The sequence below is a fragment of the Pseudomonas sp. LBUM1664 genome, from assembly GCF_059695895.1.
The window spans coordinates 2,102,438-2,117,959 of the sequence record NZ_CP166791.1 but is presented as its reverse complement, the minus strand read 5'-3'; the positions used below and the strand labels follow the sequence as shown (position 1 = coordinate 2,117,959).

At 60.5% G+C, this 15,522-nt stretch carries 9 protein-coding genes and 1 other RNA gene; 4 read left to right on the top strand and 6 right to left on the bottom strand.

The window, feature by feature from the left end:
• Nucleotides 1–53: 53 nt before the first annotated feature.
• Together ACA047_RS10015 and ACA047_RS10010 are read left to right on the top strand one after the other, a co-directional pair.
• On the top strand, nt 54–368 hold the full coding sequence (locus tag ACA047_RS10015; RefSeq protein ID WP_497358875.1) for a helix-turn-helix domain-containing protein: 315 nt from the start codon (nt 54–56) through the stop codon (nt 366–368).
• Between the two features lie 237 nt (nt 369–605).
• Nucleotides 606–1,112, top strand: coding sequence for a DUF4823 domain-containing protein (locus ACA047_RS10010; RefSeq protein WP_497358873.1), 507 nt, complete (start codon nt 606–608; stop codon nt 1,110–1,112).
• A gap of 201 nt (nt 1,113–1,313) precedes the next feature.
• Here the strand turns inward: ACA047_RS10010 and ffs are convergent.
• The 6 genes from ffs to ACA047_RS09980 all read right to left on the bottom strand — a co-directional run bounded on the left by ffs (nt 1,314) and on the right by ACA047_RS09980 (nt 11,267).
• An RNA gene (gene ffs / locus ACA047_RS10005) (signal recognition particle sRNA small type) lies at nt 1,314–1,410 on the bottom strand.
• A gap of 802 nt (nt 1,411–2,212) precedes the next feature.
• Nucleotides 2,213–3,373 (bottom strand): zinc-binding metallopeptidase family protein, encoded by a 1,161-nt coding sequence (locus ACA047_RS10000; protein WP_497358871.1) that lies wholly within the window; start codon nt 3,371–3,373, stop codon nt 2,213–2,215.
• 106 nt (nt 3,374–3,479) lie between these two features.
• Nucleotides 3,480–5,837: an NAD-dependent DNA ligase LigA gene (gene ligA / locus ACA047_RS09995; protein WP_497358869.1), complete on the bottom strand. Its 2,358-nt coding sequence runs from the start codon at nt 5,835–5,837 to the stop codon at nt 3,480–3,482.
• A gap of 178 nt (nt 5,838–6,015) precedes the next feature.
• Entirely contained in the window at nt 6,016–6,858 is an 843-nt protein-coding gene (gene zipA, locus ACA047_RS09990) for a cell division protein ZipA (protein ID WP_497358867.1), read from the bottom strand.
• 258 nt (nt 6,859–7,116) lie between these two features.
• Nucleotides 7,117–10,605, bottom strand: coding sequence for a chromosome segregation protein SMC (gene smc, locus ACA047_RS09985; protein WP_497358865.1), 3,489 nt, complete (start codon nt 10,603–10,605; stop codon nt 7,117–7,119).
• Nucleotides 10,606–10,607: 2 nt separating this feature from the next.
• The gene (locus ACA047_RS09980; RefSeq protein ID WP_497358863.1) at nt 10,608–11,267 is read right to left on the bottom strand and encodes a GntR family transcriptional regulator; all 660 of its coding nucleotides are present in this window, start codon (nt 11,265–11,267) and stop codon (nt 10,608–10,610) included.
• Nucleotides 11,268–11,636: 369 nt separating this feature from the next.
• Here ACA047_RS09980 and xdhA point away from each other — a divergent pair, with 369 nt between their 5' ends.
• Both xdhA and xdhB read left to right on the top strand, forming a co-directional pair.
• Nucleotides 11,637–13,091, top strand: coding sequence for a xanthine dehydrogenase small subunit (gene xdhA / locus ACA047_RS09975; protein ID WP_497358861.1), 1,455 nt, complete (start codon nt 11,637–11,639; stop codon nt 13,089–13,091).
• Nucleotides 13,084–15,483 carry a xanthine dehydrogenase molybdopterin binding subunit gene (gene xdhB / locus ACA047_RS09970; protein WP_497358859.1) on the top strand — a complete coding sequence of 800 codons (2,400 nt, stop codon included), beginning with the start codon at nt 13,084–13,086 and terminating at the stop codon, nt 15,481–15,483. Before xdhA ends, xdhB begins: the two co-directional genes overlap by 8 nt.
• Nucleotides 15,484–15,522 lie beyond the last annotated feature (39 nt).

Here is a 15,522-nt window from a genome sequence, read left to right as displayed (position 1 = left end):
GCCTAATGCGAAAATCTATCGTTAAGTTCTTGATTATAAATGGGAATTAAGCGATGCAAATTTCAAGTTTGGGTCCAGCCATCAGACGCTATCGCAAAGTAGCGGGGCTTACTCAGGCTGAACTTGGCGAAAAAGCTGGTTTTGACCCCAAAACCATCAGCCGCTTCGAAACCGGCACCTACACCCCCAGCATCGAAACCTTAGCCCTGCTTGCCGCCGTGCTGGATGTGCAGCTCAAGGCCTTTTTTGCCGACCTGGCCGATGAAGACGAACAGCGGGCGTATCTATTCGGTGTCATACACAAAGCCACCCCGAAGGATCTGGGAAAGCTGATCGCAGCGGTTGACCAGGCCTTGTCCAAGCCTTGATGCAGGCATGAAAAAAGAGGAGCCCGGTCTGTCGATGTGCGACGGACCTGGCTCCTCTTTGGCTTCAATTGCCCAATTGGCAATCTGAATGCAACACCACTTCCCTGGATTCCATACGCGATACAAACAATGTCACGTTGACATCGAATGACGCGAGCCCCGACTATCAGCGCGCTGATCCTGCATCTAGCTGATGCCTGCTATCGCTGACGCCAATAGAATTCCAAAGGGCATACCGTGCATAAACTCTCGATCATTCTTGTTTCGATACTCGCCACCGGCTGTACCGCCAAATATACACAACAGGATGTATCCACCCACCTGGCAAAGCTTGATCGGCAAATGCCGGTCGCCATCGCCACGCCGCTCGACGGTCGTTATGAAACAACACCCTACCCAGCATCGGGTGACATGACGGCCGCCGCCGTTAAAACGGCTTTCTCTCATTACGCCAACCACGTGACGGTAGTGGACTCGTGCCGTGAACTGGTCTGCCTGAGACAACAAAGCCCTGCCGGCTATTACGTCATCCCAGAAATCCTCCATTGGGAAGATCGCGCCACAGAATGGTCGGGCATTCCCGACAAGATTGAGGTGAAGCTAGCCATTTATGGTCCGACGGGAGCGGAACCGCTGGGGTCTACGATTCTGTCTGGCAAAAGCAAATGGGCCACGTTTGGCGGTGACCATCCGCAAGACCTGCTGCATGAGCCGATTGCTGAGTATGTGAAGACTCAATACTGATCGGTGAATGGCGAGCAGTCGTTAAAAAGAGGAGCCCGGTCTGTCGATGACAGACCGGGCTCCTCTTTTTGGTATTCGATGGCCCTGCTCCGGCCAAAATCCGGACAGCAGAAAACACCGACCGAGATCGATCAGTAGACAAAAGAAATATTAGGAATTTGGCAAACCTTGCGAACGAAGGCCTGGGCGTTATGGAGGCAACCCCACCAGCCACACCCCGGCACACAATGTTCCCGCTGTGGCTGCTTCCTTCCGGATCTGACCAGGTTCACGGGTAATCGTTGCGGGGGGACCGATGGGGTCACCATAACGACGCTCACCTGACGGCGAGCCGCGCCATTGTACCTATCTGACGAGAAGATACAACCGTTCGCGCCGGATAAAAAAACTGAAGATGTTCAAGCACTTGCTGTGGGGGCAAAGCTTGCTCGCAGTGACGGCGGCTTAACGACATTGATGCTGGCGGACCTACCGCCATCGCGAGCAGGCTCGCTCACAGGAACCTGTCGTGAAGTCGTAATAGATTGAATCTTTCAAACAATGACTTATGACCCACTACGGCCTTGAATCATTGCCAATGTTAAATGGCCGGTCACGATGAGGTATTACAGACTACCACCGGGCAAAACGGCCCATACTCGCCATTGAGTGCCTGAGCCCGAACTTGAACATTGAAAGATACAGGTCGAGCGCCCCCGCTGACGCCTATCTCATGCCGGTACCAACCAAGGCTGTCCGGGCGCACTGTGGTTGCAGGGACAAACTGCACCTGCCCCGTTACCACTGCAGTCACTTTGAACGTGTGAGCCGCAACCTGCTCGGGTCGGACATTATCCGAGATTTGCCAAGCCAATATAATGGTGTATCGACTTTGTCCGGCCTGGGAAAGCCTGCGGGGTGCATTGGGAATTGTCGTCGCGTTGTCCATCTCATCATTTTTCATAGCATCTTCCATAATAAATATAGCCATCATCCATGGCGGCTCTATGCTAGAAGAAAGCTCGAATATAAAACCATTATCAAAACAAATCGCATCACTTTAACTTCGCCCAGCCTCTTATCGAAACCAGGCAATGCAAGCATTTGCTGGGGGAGCAAAGCTACAACAAAACCTCATCCGCCCGGCCGCCTTCTTCCTGGATCACCAGATGGATGAAATGCAGCTTGGTGATGACGGCAGCCGGTACGACGAACGGGTAGAAATCCGGCTGACCCATGCTGCGGGACAATTCGTTGAGCATGCCGGCCAGTTCGATCCAGGCGTTGACGAATGACAGAAAGGCCACGCCGCCGGTGTGCTCGGGGTCGTATAAGGTCTCGGGCGGGAACGGCTGGTAGTCGAAATCCATTTCCCGGGCGCTCATGCCGAAGCCCAGCGCCGTGTCCACCGCGTCCATCATGTGCAGGTAATGGGCCCAGGTTTCGGCCCAGTCTTCCCAAGGATGCATGGTGGCGTAGGCGCTGACGTAATGGGTTTGCCAGTCCAACGGCGCCCCTTGCTGGTAGTGCCGCTCCAAGGCTTCAGAATAGCTGGCGCGCTCGTCGCCGAACTGCTCGCGAAAGGCCTCGAGCCAGTGGCTGTTGGCGATCAGCCGATCCCAGTAGTAGTGCCCCACTTCATGACGAAAATGCCCAAGCAAGGTGCGATACGGCTCGCGCATCTGCTGGCGTATGTATTCGCGATGGACATCGTCAGCCTCTTTGATGTCGAGGGTGACCAACCCACTGGCGTGGCCGGTGGTCGGCGGAGTGCCGTTGGGATCGACACCGATGAAATCGAAGGCCAGGCCCTGATTTTCATCGATGGTTTTTGGAATGACCCGCAAACCGAGGGTAATCAGTTGCGCCACCAGACGGCGCTTGGCGGTCTCGACTTTGCGCCAGCGCTCAGGGTTTTCCGGGATCGACAGATCTGGAATGGTGCGGTTCAGGCTGCAGGCGATGCACAGGGTATCGTGCCCATTGGCCGGCAACAGCCAGTTGCAGGCCGCCGGCGTATCGAGGTTGGCGCAGCGCCGAAACAGCCCGGCCTGCGGGTCGGCATCCAGCGTCCAGGTGTCGGGTTGCTCGCCGGGTTGCAGGGACGACAGGCGACTCTGCTCTGGCTGATAGCCCAGCGCCGCCAGGCAGGCCAGGCATTGGCTGTTGCGAAAAAACAAGGACTGGCCGCAGCGACACGGCCAGATCTTGCTGTTACGCGAGCGATCGCCCATGAAAGGTGCGGCGATGCGTGAACTCAGTTGTTCGAAGAAGCGGTACATGGCGATCTCCTGGAGCCTGAAAGACTAGATCCTCCTGCGCACATGATCGTTCCCACGCTCTGCGTCACTTGCAAAGCGGACGCGGAGCGTGGGAACGATCACCGTCTCAGACCTCGATACCGTGCTGGCCGAGAAACGCCACGAACGCCTCTTCGTCCAACACCTTGAGCCCCAGTTCGTTGGCCTTGGTCAGCTTCGAGCCCGCGCCCGGCCCGGCCACCACGCAATGGGTTTTCGCCGACACGGAACCTGCGACCTTGGCCCCCAGGCTCTCCAATTTGTCCTTGGCGACATCGCGACTCATCAGCTCCAGAGAACCGGTCAGCACCCACGTGTGACCCGCCTCAGGCAGGCCTTCGACGACTTTTTTCTCGCTCTGCCAGTGCATGCCGAAATCTTGCAATTGTTTCTCAGCGGCTTCGGCCTGCTGGCGATGAGCGACGATGGCGAAAAATTCCCGCACAGCGTTGGCCTGTTTTTCCGGTAGCGCCTGACGCATGTCCAGCCAGTCGGCGTTCATGACCGCTTCAAGTGAGCCAAACTTGTCCGCCAGTTTCTGCGCCCCGCCCGGGCCGACCGAGGGGATGTGCAGCTTGTCGAGGAAACCACCCAGGGTGGTGCTGGCGCAGAACTCGGCGCCCAGCTCACCCTGGCCCTGAATATCGAGGCCATGGCGCAGCAGGTCCTTGATTACCTGGCGGTTGTGCGGGTCTTCGAAGAAGCTGTGGATCTCGTGGGCCACTTCCAGGCCCACGTCCGGCAAGTACGTGAGCACCTGAGGCAAGGCCGCCTGCACACGCTCCAGCGAACCGAGGGAACGCGCCAGGACCTTGGCGGTTTCCTCGCCCACATCCGGAATACCGAGGGCGTAGATGAAGCGCGCCAGGCTCGGTTTTTTGCTGTCGACAATGGCCGCCAGCAGGTTCTTGCTCGACAGTTCGGCGAAGCCTTCCAGGTCGACCACTTGCTCGAAGGTCAGGGCATACAGGTCGGCAGGTGAACCCACCAGGCCTTCGTCCACCAGTTGTTCGACGCTCTTCTCGCCCAGACCTTCAATGTCCATGGCCCGGCGCGACACGAAGTGGATGATCGCCTGCTTGAGCTGCGCCCCACAGGCCAGGCGCCCGACGCAGCGGTACACCGCGCCTTCGCTGATGGTCTCTCGACCCTTGCTGCGCTTGATCAGCTGCGTGCGCTCCACATGGGAACCGCAGACCGGGCATTGTTGGGGGATTTCCACGGGCCGGGCATTCTCCGGCCGGCGCTCGGTGATCACCTGCACCACCTGCGGGATCACATCCCCGGCGCGACGGATAATCACCGTATCGCCGATCATCAGCCCCAGGCGCGCCACTTCGTCCATGTTGTGCAGCGTAGCGTTGGCCACGGTCACACCGGCGACCTTGACCGGTTTGAGCCGCGCGACGGGCGTGACAGCCCCGGTGCGACCGACCTGGAATTCTACGTCCAACAGCTCTGTGAGTTCTTCAGTGGCCGGGAATTTATGGGCAATCGCCCAGCGCGGCTCTCGGGCGCGGAAACCCAGCTCGCGCTGGGAGGCAATGCTGTTGACCTTGAACACCACACCGTCGATTTCATAGGGCAACGCATTGCGTCGTTCGCCGATGTCGCGGTAGTAATCCAGGCATTCGTCGATGCCGTGGGCCAGCTTCAATTCGCGGCTGATGGGCATGCCCCAGGCCTTGAGTTGCTTGAGATTGCCAACGTGGGTATCGGCAATGTCCGCCGTCACCTGGCCGATGCCATAGCAGCAGAATTCCAGAGGACGGTTGGCAGTGATACGAGAGTCCAACTGGCGCAAACTGCCCGCCGCCGCATTACGCGGGTTGGCGAAGGTCTTGCCGCCCGCTTCCAGTTGCGTGGCGTTGAGGCGCTCGAAACCGGCCTTGGACATGTACACCTCGCCGCGCACTTCCAGCACCGGCGGCCAACCGCTGCCCTGCAGCTTGAGGGGGATGTTGCGCACGGTGCGCACGTTGACACTGATGTCTTCACCCGTTGTGCCGTCACCGCGGGTGGCACCGCGCACCAGCATGCCATCCTGATACAGCAGACTGACCGCCAGGCCGTCGAGCTTCGGCTCGCAGCTGTATTCCACCGCCGCGCCATCGCCCAACAGATCGCCCGTAGGCAGGTCGAGACCTTCGGTCACGCGACGGTCGAATTCGCGCATCGTGGTTTCGTCGAAGGCGTTGCCCAGGCTGAGCATGGGGATCTCGTGACGCACCTGACTGAACGCCGACAACGCCACGCTGCCGACCCGTTGGGTCGGGGAATCGCTGGTCACCAACTCCGGGTGCTGCTCTTCCAACGCCTTGAGTTCGTGGAACAGGCGGTCGTACTCGGCGTCCGGGATGCTCGGTTCATCGAGGACGTGGTAGCGGTAGTTGTGCTGGTCCAGCTCTGTGCGTAGCTGTTGGATGCGGGTTTCGACAGCATTCATGGGTGTTCTCTCATAAAGCAAAAGAGCAGCCGAGGCTGCTCATTCTCAATACTTCGATCGCCTGTAGGAGCCGGCGAAGCCTGCGATCTTTTGATCTTGATCTTCCGCTTGGGACTCAAGCGGCAGTGGAAAGATCGCAGCCTGCGGCAGCTTCTACAGGGACGCGCGATCTTGCGCTTCAGCGCTTCTGGGTCAGCGCCCGACGTTCGAATTCGACGATGCGCTGGCGGTAATGCTCAATGGTCTGGGCAGTCAGTACGCTGCGCTGGTCATCCTTCAATTCGCCGTTGAGTTCCTGGGACAGCTTGCGAGCCGCGGCCACCATCACATCGAAGGCCTGCTTGGGATGACGCGGGCCTGGCAGGCCGAGGAAGAAGCTCACCGCCGGCGTGCTGAAGTGGTCGATGTCGTCCAGGTCGAACACGCCAGGCTTGACCGCGTTGGCCATGGAGAACAGCACCTCGCCGTTACCGGCCATGCTTTCATGACGGTGGAAAATGTCCATCTCGCCAAATCGCAGGCCGCTTTCCAGGATGTTCTGCAACAGCGCCGGGCCCTTGAAGCCGGCCGGGTCGCGGCAGATCACGCTGATCACCAGCACTTCTTCGGCCTGGGCCTGATCTCTGTCGCTGCTCGAGGGTTTGCTCTCGTCCGGGAAGTCGTCACGGCTGCTGAAGCTCGGGCCACCGTCCAGGTCCAAGTTGAGGTTCAGGTCACCCTGGGACGGCTCGCTGTTGCGCTTGCCGCGCTTGGAACCCGACTCACGCGGCTCACGCGCCGGGGCGCTCATCGATGGCAGGTCGTGCTCATCCAGTTGCGGCTCCTTATGGGTATCCAGCACCCGAGGCGGGCCCAGTAACTCGGCATTGCCCTCATCGTCCGGCAGGTTCGACAGGCTGCGATCAAGGCGAAACTTCAGTTTCCCCTTGCCACCGCGCATGCGGCGCCAGCCGTCGAAAAGAATACCGGCAATGACTATGATGCCGATGACGATCAGCCACTCGCGCAGACCGATTTCCATGTAATCCCGTGCCTCTATAAAAATGCTGAAAAATAAGGGGTTTAGCTATTTGCAAACCGCTTTAAAACGTGGCGCCAACTCTATGTTCTGAATGGCGTTTTGCCCACGCATACGAAAAATTGACATTAAACTAGCACGACCAAAGATAACTTTACACCGTCTGTCGCATAGGCTTGTGCCAATCTGTGAATTGCACAACAAGCCTCAAGGGTAAAAAAGACCTACATCATCCTGAGTAGATGCCCTACAACCAGTGTTTCAAGCATCCACCATCGCCATGGCCTCCTCCACATCCACCGCCACCAGTCGTGAGCAACCCGGCTCATGCATGGTTACGCCCATCAACTGATCGGCCATTTCCATGGCGATCTTGTTGTGAGTGATGTAGATGAACTGCACCGTTTCAGACATCTCTTTTACCAGCCGTGCGTAACGACCCACGTTAGCGTCGTCCAGCGGTGCATCGACCTCATCGAGCATGCAGAACGGCGCCGGATTCAATTTGAAAATGGCAAATACCAGGGCCAGGGCGGTCAGCGCCTTTTCGCCACCGGAGAGCAAATGGATGGTGCTGTTCTTCTTGCCAGGAGGACGCGCCATGATTGTCACCCCTGTATCGAGTAAATCTTCGCCGGTCAGTTCCAAATAGGCGCTGCCGCCACCGAAAACTTTCGGGAAAAGTGCCTGCAAACCGCCGTTGATCTGATCAAAGGTATCCTTGAAGCGATTGCGGGTTTCCTTGTCGATCTTGCGGATGACGTTTTCCAGGGTCTCCAGCGCTTCCACCAGGTCGTCATTCTGGGCATCCAGGTAGCGCTTGCGCTCGGACTGCTGCTGGTACTCGTCAATGGCTGCCAGGTTGATGGCACCCAGGCGCTGGATGCGCACGGCGATGCGTTCCAGCTCCTCCTCGGCGTCTTTCTCATTGGCCCCGGCCACCAAGGTGGCGAGCACGCCGTTGAGGTCGTAGCCGTCTTCCAGCAGTTGGTCCTGCAGGGCTTTGCGCCGCACTGTCAGGGCTTGCCATTCCATGCGTTGCTGTTCCATCTGGCCGCGGATCAGCTGGGATTGCTGCTCGGCCTGGCTGCGGCGCTTCTCGGCATCGCGCAGTTCACGGTCGGCATCTTCCAGGGCAATTTGCGCAGTCTTGAGTTCTTCGTCGACGCTCATGCGCTTGTCGAGCAACTCTTCAAGCTTGAGGCGCAGCTCCTCCAACGGGGCTTCGCCCTCCTCCAGATTGAGGCTCAACTGCTCGCGCTTTTCGGTCAGGCGTTCGGACTGCATTTCCAGCCGTTCGAGGGCCTGGCGCGTGGAATCGTACTGGGCCTTGAGCGAGCCCAGGCGCACCGCCAACTGATGGGCATGGTCTTTATGCTGACGCGCTTCCTGGCGCACCCGGTCGAGGCGTTCACGCAGGCTGTCGCGCTGGGCCAGCAACAGCTCGCGCTGCTCGGTATCCAGCGCCATGGCATCGAGGGCTTCCTGCAATTGCAGGCGCGCCTCGCCGATCTGTTCATGTTCCAGCGCCCGTTGCTCGCCCAGTTCGGCGATCTCTTCTTCGAGGCGGGTGCGGCGCAGGGCCAATTGTTCGACCTTGGCCTTGCCGGCCGACAACTGAGCCTTGAGTTCGCCCTGCTGGCGCGCTTCGTCCTGCAGCAATCGACGCAGATGCTCGCGGCCGTTTTCCTGTTGACGCTGTTGCGCTCGCAGGTTTTGCAGTTCGGTTTCCAGGGCTTCGACACTGGCCTCGCGCTCTTCACGCTCAGCACTCAGGCGCTGGATTTCCTGGCCCCGGGCGAGCATGCCGCTTTCGGCTTCACTGGCCCGGCGCACCCGCAGAAAATGCCGACCGACCCAATACCCGTCACGGCTGATCAGGCTCTCAGCAGGCGCCAGTTGCCCGCGCAGGGCCAACGCCTGTTCCAGGTTTTCCACCGGCTTGACCTGCCCCAGCCAGGGCGACAGATCGACCTTGGCCTCAACTTTGTCCAGCAAGCTGCCGGGCACGCGCACACCGTCGCCGACCGGGCTGAGCAAGCGCAGATCGCCCTGGGTGAAACCCGACAGGTCGAAGCCGCCGAAGTCATCCACCAGCACCGCTTGCAGATCGGCACCCAGCACGGTTTCCACTGCCAACTCCCAACCGGCATCGACCTTCAGGCCTTCGGCCAGGCGCGGACGCTCGGCCAGATGCTGGTCGCGCAGCCATTCGGCGGTGCCGGTGCCCGGGTCGAGCGCGGCTTGCTGCAAAGCCTCCAGTGAAGCAAGGCGCCCGTTGAGCCGCTGCAACTCGCCCTGGGCCTGCTGCTGGTTTTGCAAGGCCAATTGCAAGGCCTGGCGCAGTTGCTCAAGCCGTTCGACCTGGGCGTCTTCGCTGGCCTGCAAGTCTTCGAGGGTGGCTTCGCTGGCGGCCAGTTGTTCGCCCAGATCAAGGATCGCTGCATCTTCCGGGTCCGCCGCGAGCAAGGCTCGTTCTTCGGCCAGGCGGCGCTGACGCTCGGCCAGGCGCTCCATGCTGGTGTCCAACTGCTGGATACGCGACTGCTGGACCTCAGCCTGACGCCGCGGCTCGGCAGAGGTCAGGTTGAAACTGTCCCACTGCTCCTGCCAGCCGTGCATGGTCAGCTCGGCTTCTTCCAGGGCGGCGGCGGCCTCTTCGGCGGCGGCGCTGGTGAGTTCCTGTTCCGGCGTGAGCCTGTCCAGTTCTTCGCCGAGGGTCAGCAGCAAAGTCCGATCGTGGCCCAGGTGGGATTCGGTTTCCAGGCGTGCCCGTTCGGCTTCCTTCAAATCATCCTGCAACTGACGCAGCCGTTGCTGGCCATGCTGGATGCTTTGTTCGACCCGGGCGATGTCGCCGCCCACCGAATAGAAGCGCCCTTGCACCAGGTTGAAGCGTTCGGACAGGTCGTGGTGCCCGTCCCGCAGGCGCTCGATGGCGGCATCGGCGTTGCGTTGCTCGGCCACCAGGGCTTCGAAGCTGACTTCCTGGTTGCCGATGACCGCCTCACGCTGGCCAACCTGCTCGTTCAACGCCTGCCAGCGCAGGGCCGACAACTGGGCCTTGAGCTGGCGCTCCTCGCCCTTGTATTCCTGATACTTCTTGGCGGCCTCGGCCTGACGGTGCAGACGCTCGAGCTGACGCTCGAGTTCATCGCGCAGGTCGGTCAGGCGAGCGAGGTTTTCGTGGGTGCGGCGAATGCGGTTTTCGGTCTCGCGCCGCCGTTCCTTGTATTTGGAGATGCCTGCGGCTTCTTCAATGAAGTTACGCAGATCTTCGGGCTTGGCCTCGATCAGCTTGGAGATCATGCCCTGCTCGATGATCGAGTAGCTGCGCGGGCCCAGGCCGGTGCCAAGGAAAATATCGGTGATGTCGCGACGCCGACATTTGGTGCCGTTGAGGAAATAGCTGTTCTGGCTGTCGCGGGTCACTTTGCGGCGAATGGAGATTTCCGCATAGGCCGCGTACTCGCCGACCAGGGTGCCATCGGAGTTGTCGAACACCAGCTCGATGCTCGCCTGGCTCACCGGTTTGCGGCTGGTGGAACCGTTGAAGATGACGTCGGTCATCGACTCGCCGCGAAGGTTCTTGGCCGAGCTCTCGCCCATCACCCAGCGCACAGCATCGATGATGTTCGATTTGCCGCAACCATTGGGCCCGACCACCGCCGACATGTTACTGGGGAAGTTCACCGTGGTCGGGTCGACGAAGGATTTGAACCCCGCCAGCTTGATGCACTTGAGCCGCACGTTCAGGCCTTCGTCAGGGCAGAAACCACCAGATCGCAACTGCGCTGGGCATAGGCCGCCAGCACAATGCGGATCTGCGGAAAATCACGGGCCAGCACGGCAACGAGCAAGCGCTGAAACAGGTCGAGGAACTCGCTCATTTCGGCCTTGCGCTGTTCCAGGGCCAGGAAATAGGCACGGCTCATGGCCGGTTGCAGGTTCTCGACGGTTTCCTGCAAGTAGGGGTTATTGGCAAAGGGGTAAGCGGCGCGCATCACGCTGAAGCTTTCATCGACGAAGGTGCGGATGTCCTGGCGCTCGAAGGCGTCCTTGAGGCGCTGCTGGATCTGCAGGAACGGCACCATGTCGGCCGAGTCCTGCCAGCCATGGGCCACGGCATTGCCCAGCAGAATGTACAGCTCGCTCATCAGCGTACAGAGGCTGCGCACATTATGTTCGGTGAGTTCGGTGACGTGGGCGCCACGGCGCGGCAGGATGGCGATCAGATGACGCCGCTCCAGAATCAGCAGGGCCTCGCGGACCGAGCCGCGGCTGACGTTGAGCGCCAGAGTGACCTTCTGCTCCTGGATGCGCTCCCCCGGCTTCATTTCGCCACGAATGATGCGCTCGGCAAGATGATGGGCGATTTGCTCGGCGAGGCTGTCCGGGGCCTTGAACGTCATGGTTGTCCTTCAAACTCTTCGATTTGCACAAGCGGCGCAGTGTAGCGCACTCAATACGTCATGGCGCAGGGCCTGTACCGGGTTTTTGGCACGATATAAGCAAAAAAGCAGGGCGTTCGCCCTGAAAGGAACCCTGTGGGAGCCGAGCTTGTTCGCGATAGCGGTATGTCAGCTTGCATCCATACTGAATGTACCGCCGTCATCGCGAGCAAGCTCGGCTCCACAGGGTTCTCCAGTGCCTACAGATTCGGTGTTCACCCACAAAACGGATTTTCCTGACCTTTAAGTCAGAAAATCATTGACCGAAAAGTCAGAACTGCTAAATTCAGCTCACGTCGATACAACAACAATGAGTCTGCGAGGCCTTCCGTGATCCAGTTTTTACTCAACCAGGAACTCCGTAGCGAGCACGCCCTGGACCCGAACCTGACCGTGCTCAACTACTTGCGCGAGCACGTCGGTAAGTCCGGTACCAAAGAAGGCTGCGCCAGCGGCGACTGCGGCGCGTGCACCGTGGTGGTGGGCCAATTGCACACGGACGAGAACGGCCGCGAACGCATTCGCTATCGCAGCCTCAATTCGTGCCTGACCTTCGTCTCGTCCCTGCACGGCAAGCAACTGATCAGCGTCGAAGACCTCAAGCACCAGGGCCAGTTGCACAGCGTCCAGCAAGCAATGGTCGATTGCCACGGTTCGCAATGCGGCTTCTGCACACCAGGCTTCGTCATGTCGCTGTTTGCCCTGCAAAAGAACAGTGAGCAACCCGACGCCCACAAGGCCCACGAAGCCTTGGCCGGCAACCTGTGCCGCTGCACCGGCTACCGGCCGATCCTGGCCGCGGCCGAGCAGGTCTGCTGCGGTAAACAGCCGGACCAATTCGACGCCCGCGAGGCCGAGACCATTGTTCGCCTCAAAGCCATCGCGCCCACGCAAACCGGCGAACTCAACAGCGGCGACAAGCGCTGCCTGGTGCCGCTGACCGTGGCCGACCTGGCCGACCTCTACGACGCTTATCCCCAGGCACGCCTGCTGGCCGGCGGCACCGACCTGGCGCTGGAAGTCACTCAGTTGCACCGCACCCTGCCGGTGATGATCTACGTGGGCAACGTGGCCGAACTCAAGCGCATCGAACGCTTTGATGATCGCCTGGAGATCGGCGCCGCCACCGCGCTCTCTGATTGCTACGAGGCCTTGCAGGCCGAATACCCCGACTTCGGCGAACTGCTCCAGCGCTTCGCCTCACTGCAGATCCGCAACCAGGGCACCCTGGGCGGTAACATTGGCAACGCCTCGCCGATTGGCGACTCCCCGCCCCTGCTGATCGCCCTCGGCGCGCAGATCGTGCTGTGCAAGGGCCAGAGCCGCCGCACCCTGGCGCTGGAAGACTACTTCATCGACTACCGGGTCACCGCCCGCCAGGAAAGCGAGTTCATCGAAAAAATCATCGTGCCCCGGGCCAGCGCCGAGCAGGCATTCCGCGCTTATAAGGTCTCCAAGCGTCTGGACGATGACATTTGCGCCGTATGCGCGGCGTTCAACCTGCGGATCGACAACGGCGTGGTCCGCGACGCCCGCGTGGCCTTCGGCGGCATGGCCGCGACGCCCAAACGCGCCAAGCATTGTGAAGCCACCTTGATCGGCGCCCCGTGGAACGACGGCACGGTCGAACGCGCCTGCGCCGCCCTGGCCGAAGACTTCACGCCATTGTCGGACTTTCGCGCCAGCAAGGAATACCGCCTACTCAGCGCCCGCAACCTGTTGCGCAAATACTTCATCGAATTGCAAACGCCGCACATCGAGACTCGGGTGACCGCTTATGTCTAACCATCACACCGTAGAGAAGACTCAAGCCGAACTGGCCGAGCTGTTCGCCCGCGACCTGACCACCGGCGTGGGCCGCAGCGTCAAGCATGACAGCGCCGCCAAGCATGTGTCCGGCGAAGCCCAGTACATCGATGATCGCCTGGAATTTCCCAACCAGTTGCACGTGTACGCCCGGCTGTCGGACCGCGCCCACGCCCGAATCATCCGCATCGACACGGCGCCTTGCTATGCCTTCGAAGGCGTGCGCATCGCCATCACCCATGAAGACGTGCCGGGCCTCAAGGACATCGGCCCGCTGCTGCCGGGTGATCCGCTGTTGGCCATCGACGATGTGCAGTTCGTCGGCCAACCGGTGCTGGCCGTCGCCGCCAAAGACCTGGAAACCGCACGCAAGGCAGCGATGGCGGCCATCGTCGAATATGAGGATCTGGAACCGGTGCTGGACGTGGTCCAAGCCCTGCGCAAACGGCATTTCGTGCTCGACAGCCACACCCACCGGCGCGGTGATTCGGCCACGGCACTGGCGAGCGCCGAGCATCGCATCCAGGGTTCACTGCACATCGGTGGCCAGGAACATTTCTACCTGGAAACCCAGATTTCCTCGGTAATGCCCACCGAAGACGGCGGCATGATCGTCTACAGCTCGACCCAGAACCCCACCGAAGTGCAAAAACTGGTGGCCGAAGTGCTGGGCGTGTCGATGAATAAGGTCGTGGTAGACATGCGCCGCATGGGTGGCGGGTTCGGCGGCAAGGAAACCCAGGCCGCCAGCCCGGCGTGCCTGTGCGCAGTCATCGCGCACCTCACCGGCCAGCCAACCAAGATGCGCCTGCCTCGGGTCGAAGACATGCTGATGACCGGTAAGCGCCACCCCTTCTACATCGAATACGACGTGGGCTTCGACAGCACCGGGCGCCTGCACGGCATCGCCCTGGAACTGGCCGGCAACTGCGGTTGCTCGCCGGACCTGTCGGCCTCGATTGTCGACCGGGCGATGTTCCACGCCGACAACGCCTACTACCTGGGCGATGCGACCATCAACGGCCACCGCTGCAAGACCAATACCGCGTCGAACACTGCTTATCGTGGTTTCGGCGGACCGCAAGGCATGGTCGCCATCGAAGAGGTGATGGACGCCATCGCCCGGCACTTGGGGCTTGATCCGCTGGCGGTGCGCAAGGCCAACTACTACGGCAAGACCGAGCGCAACGTCACCCACTACTACCAGACCGTCGAGCACAACATGCTCGAGGAAATGACCGCGGAACTTGAAGAAAGCAGCCAGTACGCCGAGCGCCGCGAAGCGATCCGCTGCTACAACGCCAATAGCCCGATCCTGAAAAAGGGCCTGGCACTGACACCGGTGAAATTCGGCATTTCGTTCACCGCCAGTTTCCTCAACCAGGCAGGTGCCTTGATCCACGTCTACACCGATGGCAGCATCCACCTGAACCATGGCGGCACCGAAATGGGCCAAGGCCTGAACACCAAAGTCGCCCAAGTCGTGGCCGAGGTGTTCCAGGTGGAAATGGACCGGGTGCACATCACCGCGACCAACACCGACAAGGTGCCGAACACCTCGCCAACCGCCGCCTCCAGCGGCGCCGACCTGAACGGCAAGGCTGCGCAAAATGCCGCCGAAATCATCAAGCAGCGCTTGGTCGAGTTCGCGGCGCGGCAATACAAGGTCAGCGAAGAAGACGTGCAATTCCACAACGGCCATGTGCGGGTGCGCGATCATATCCTGACGTTCGAGGCGTTGATCCAGCAGGCGTATTTTGCCCAGGTTTCGCTGTCGAGCACCGGCTTCTACAAGACCCCGAAAATTTACTACGACCGCAGTCAGGCCCGTGGCCGGCCGTTCTACTACTACGCCTATGGCGCGGCGTGTGCCGAGGTCATCGTCGATACCCTCACTGGCGAATACAAGATGCTGCGCACCGACATCCTTCACGACGTCGGCGCCTCGCTGAACCCGGCCATCGACATCGGCCAGGTCGAGGGCGGATTTATCCAGGGCATGGGCTGGCTGACCATGGAGGAACTGGTGTGGAACGACAAGGGCAAGCTTGAGACCTGCGGCCCCGCCAGCTACAAGATCCCGGCCGTGGCCGACATGCCGCTGGATCTGCGGGTCAGGCTGGTGGAAAACCGCAAGAACCCCGAAGACACGGTGTTCCATTCCAAGGCCGTGGGCGAGCCACCGTTCATGCTCGGCATCGCCGCGTGGTGCGCCATCAAGGACGCCGTGGCGAGCCTGGGGGATTACAAACACCAGCCGAAAATCGACGCCCCGGCGACACCGGAGCGGGTGTTGTGGGGGTGTGAGCAGATGCGAGGGTTGAGGGCAGTGGAAGCTGTCGAAGCTGAAACCGAGTTGGCTTCGCTCTAAGACCGCGGCGCGGTCAATCGCTAGCAGGCTCGCTCCCAC

Excerpts from the sequence above, each read along its gene's own strand:
- ACA047_RS10015 (WP_497358875.1), top strand. The coding sequence starts at position 54 with ATGCAAATTTCAAGTTTGGGTCCAGCCATCAGACGCTATCGCAAAGTA.
- ACA047_RS10000 (WP_497358871.1), bottom strand. The coding sequence starts at position 3,373 with ATGTACCGCTTCTTCGAACAACTGAGTTCACGCATCGCCGCACCTTTC.
- ligA (WP_497358869.1), bottom strand. The coding sequence starts at position 5,837 with ATGAATGCTGTCGAAACCCGCATCCAACAGCTACGCACAGAGCTGGAC.
- zipA (WP_497358867.1), bottom strand. The coding sequence starts at position 6,858 with ATGGAAATCGGTCTGCGCGAGTGGCTGATCGTCATCGGCATCATAGTC.
- ACA047_RS09980 (WP_497358863.1), bottom strand. The coding sequence starts at position 11,267 with ATGACGTTCAAGGCCCCGGACAGCCTCGCCGAGCAAATCGCCCATCAT.
- xdhB (WP_497358859.1), top strand. The coding sequence starts at position 13,084 with ATGTCTAACCATCACACCGTAGAGAAGACTCAAGCCGAACTGGCCGAG.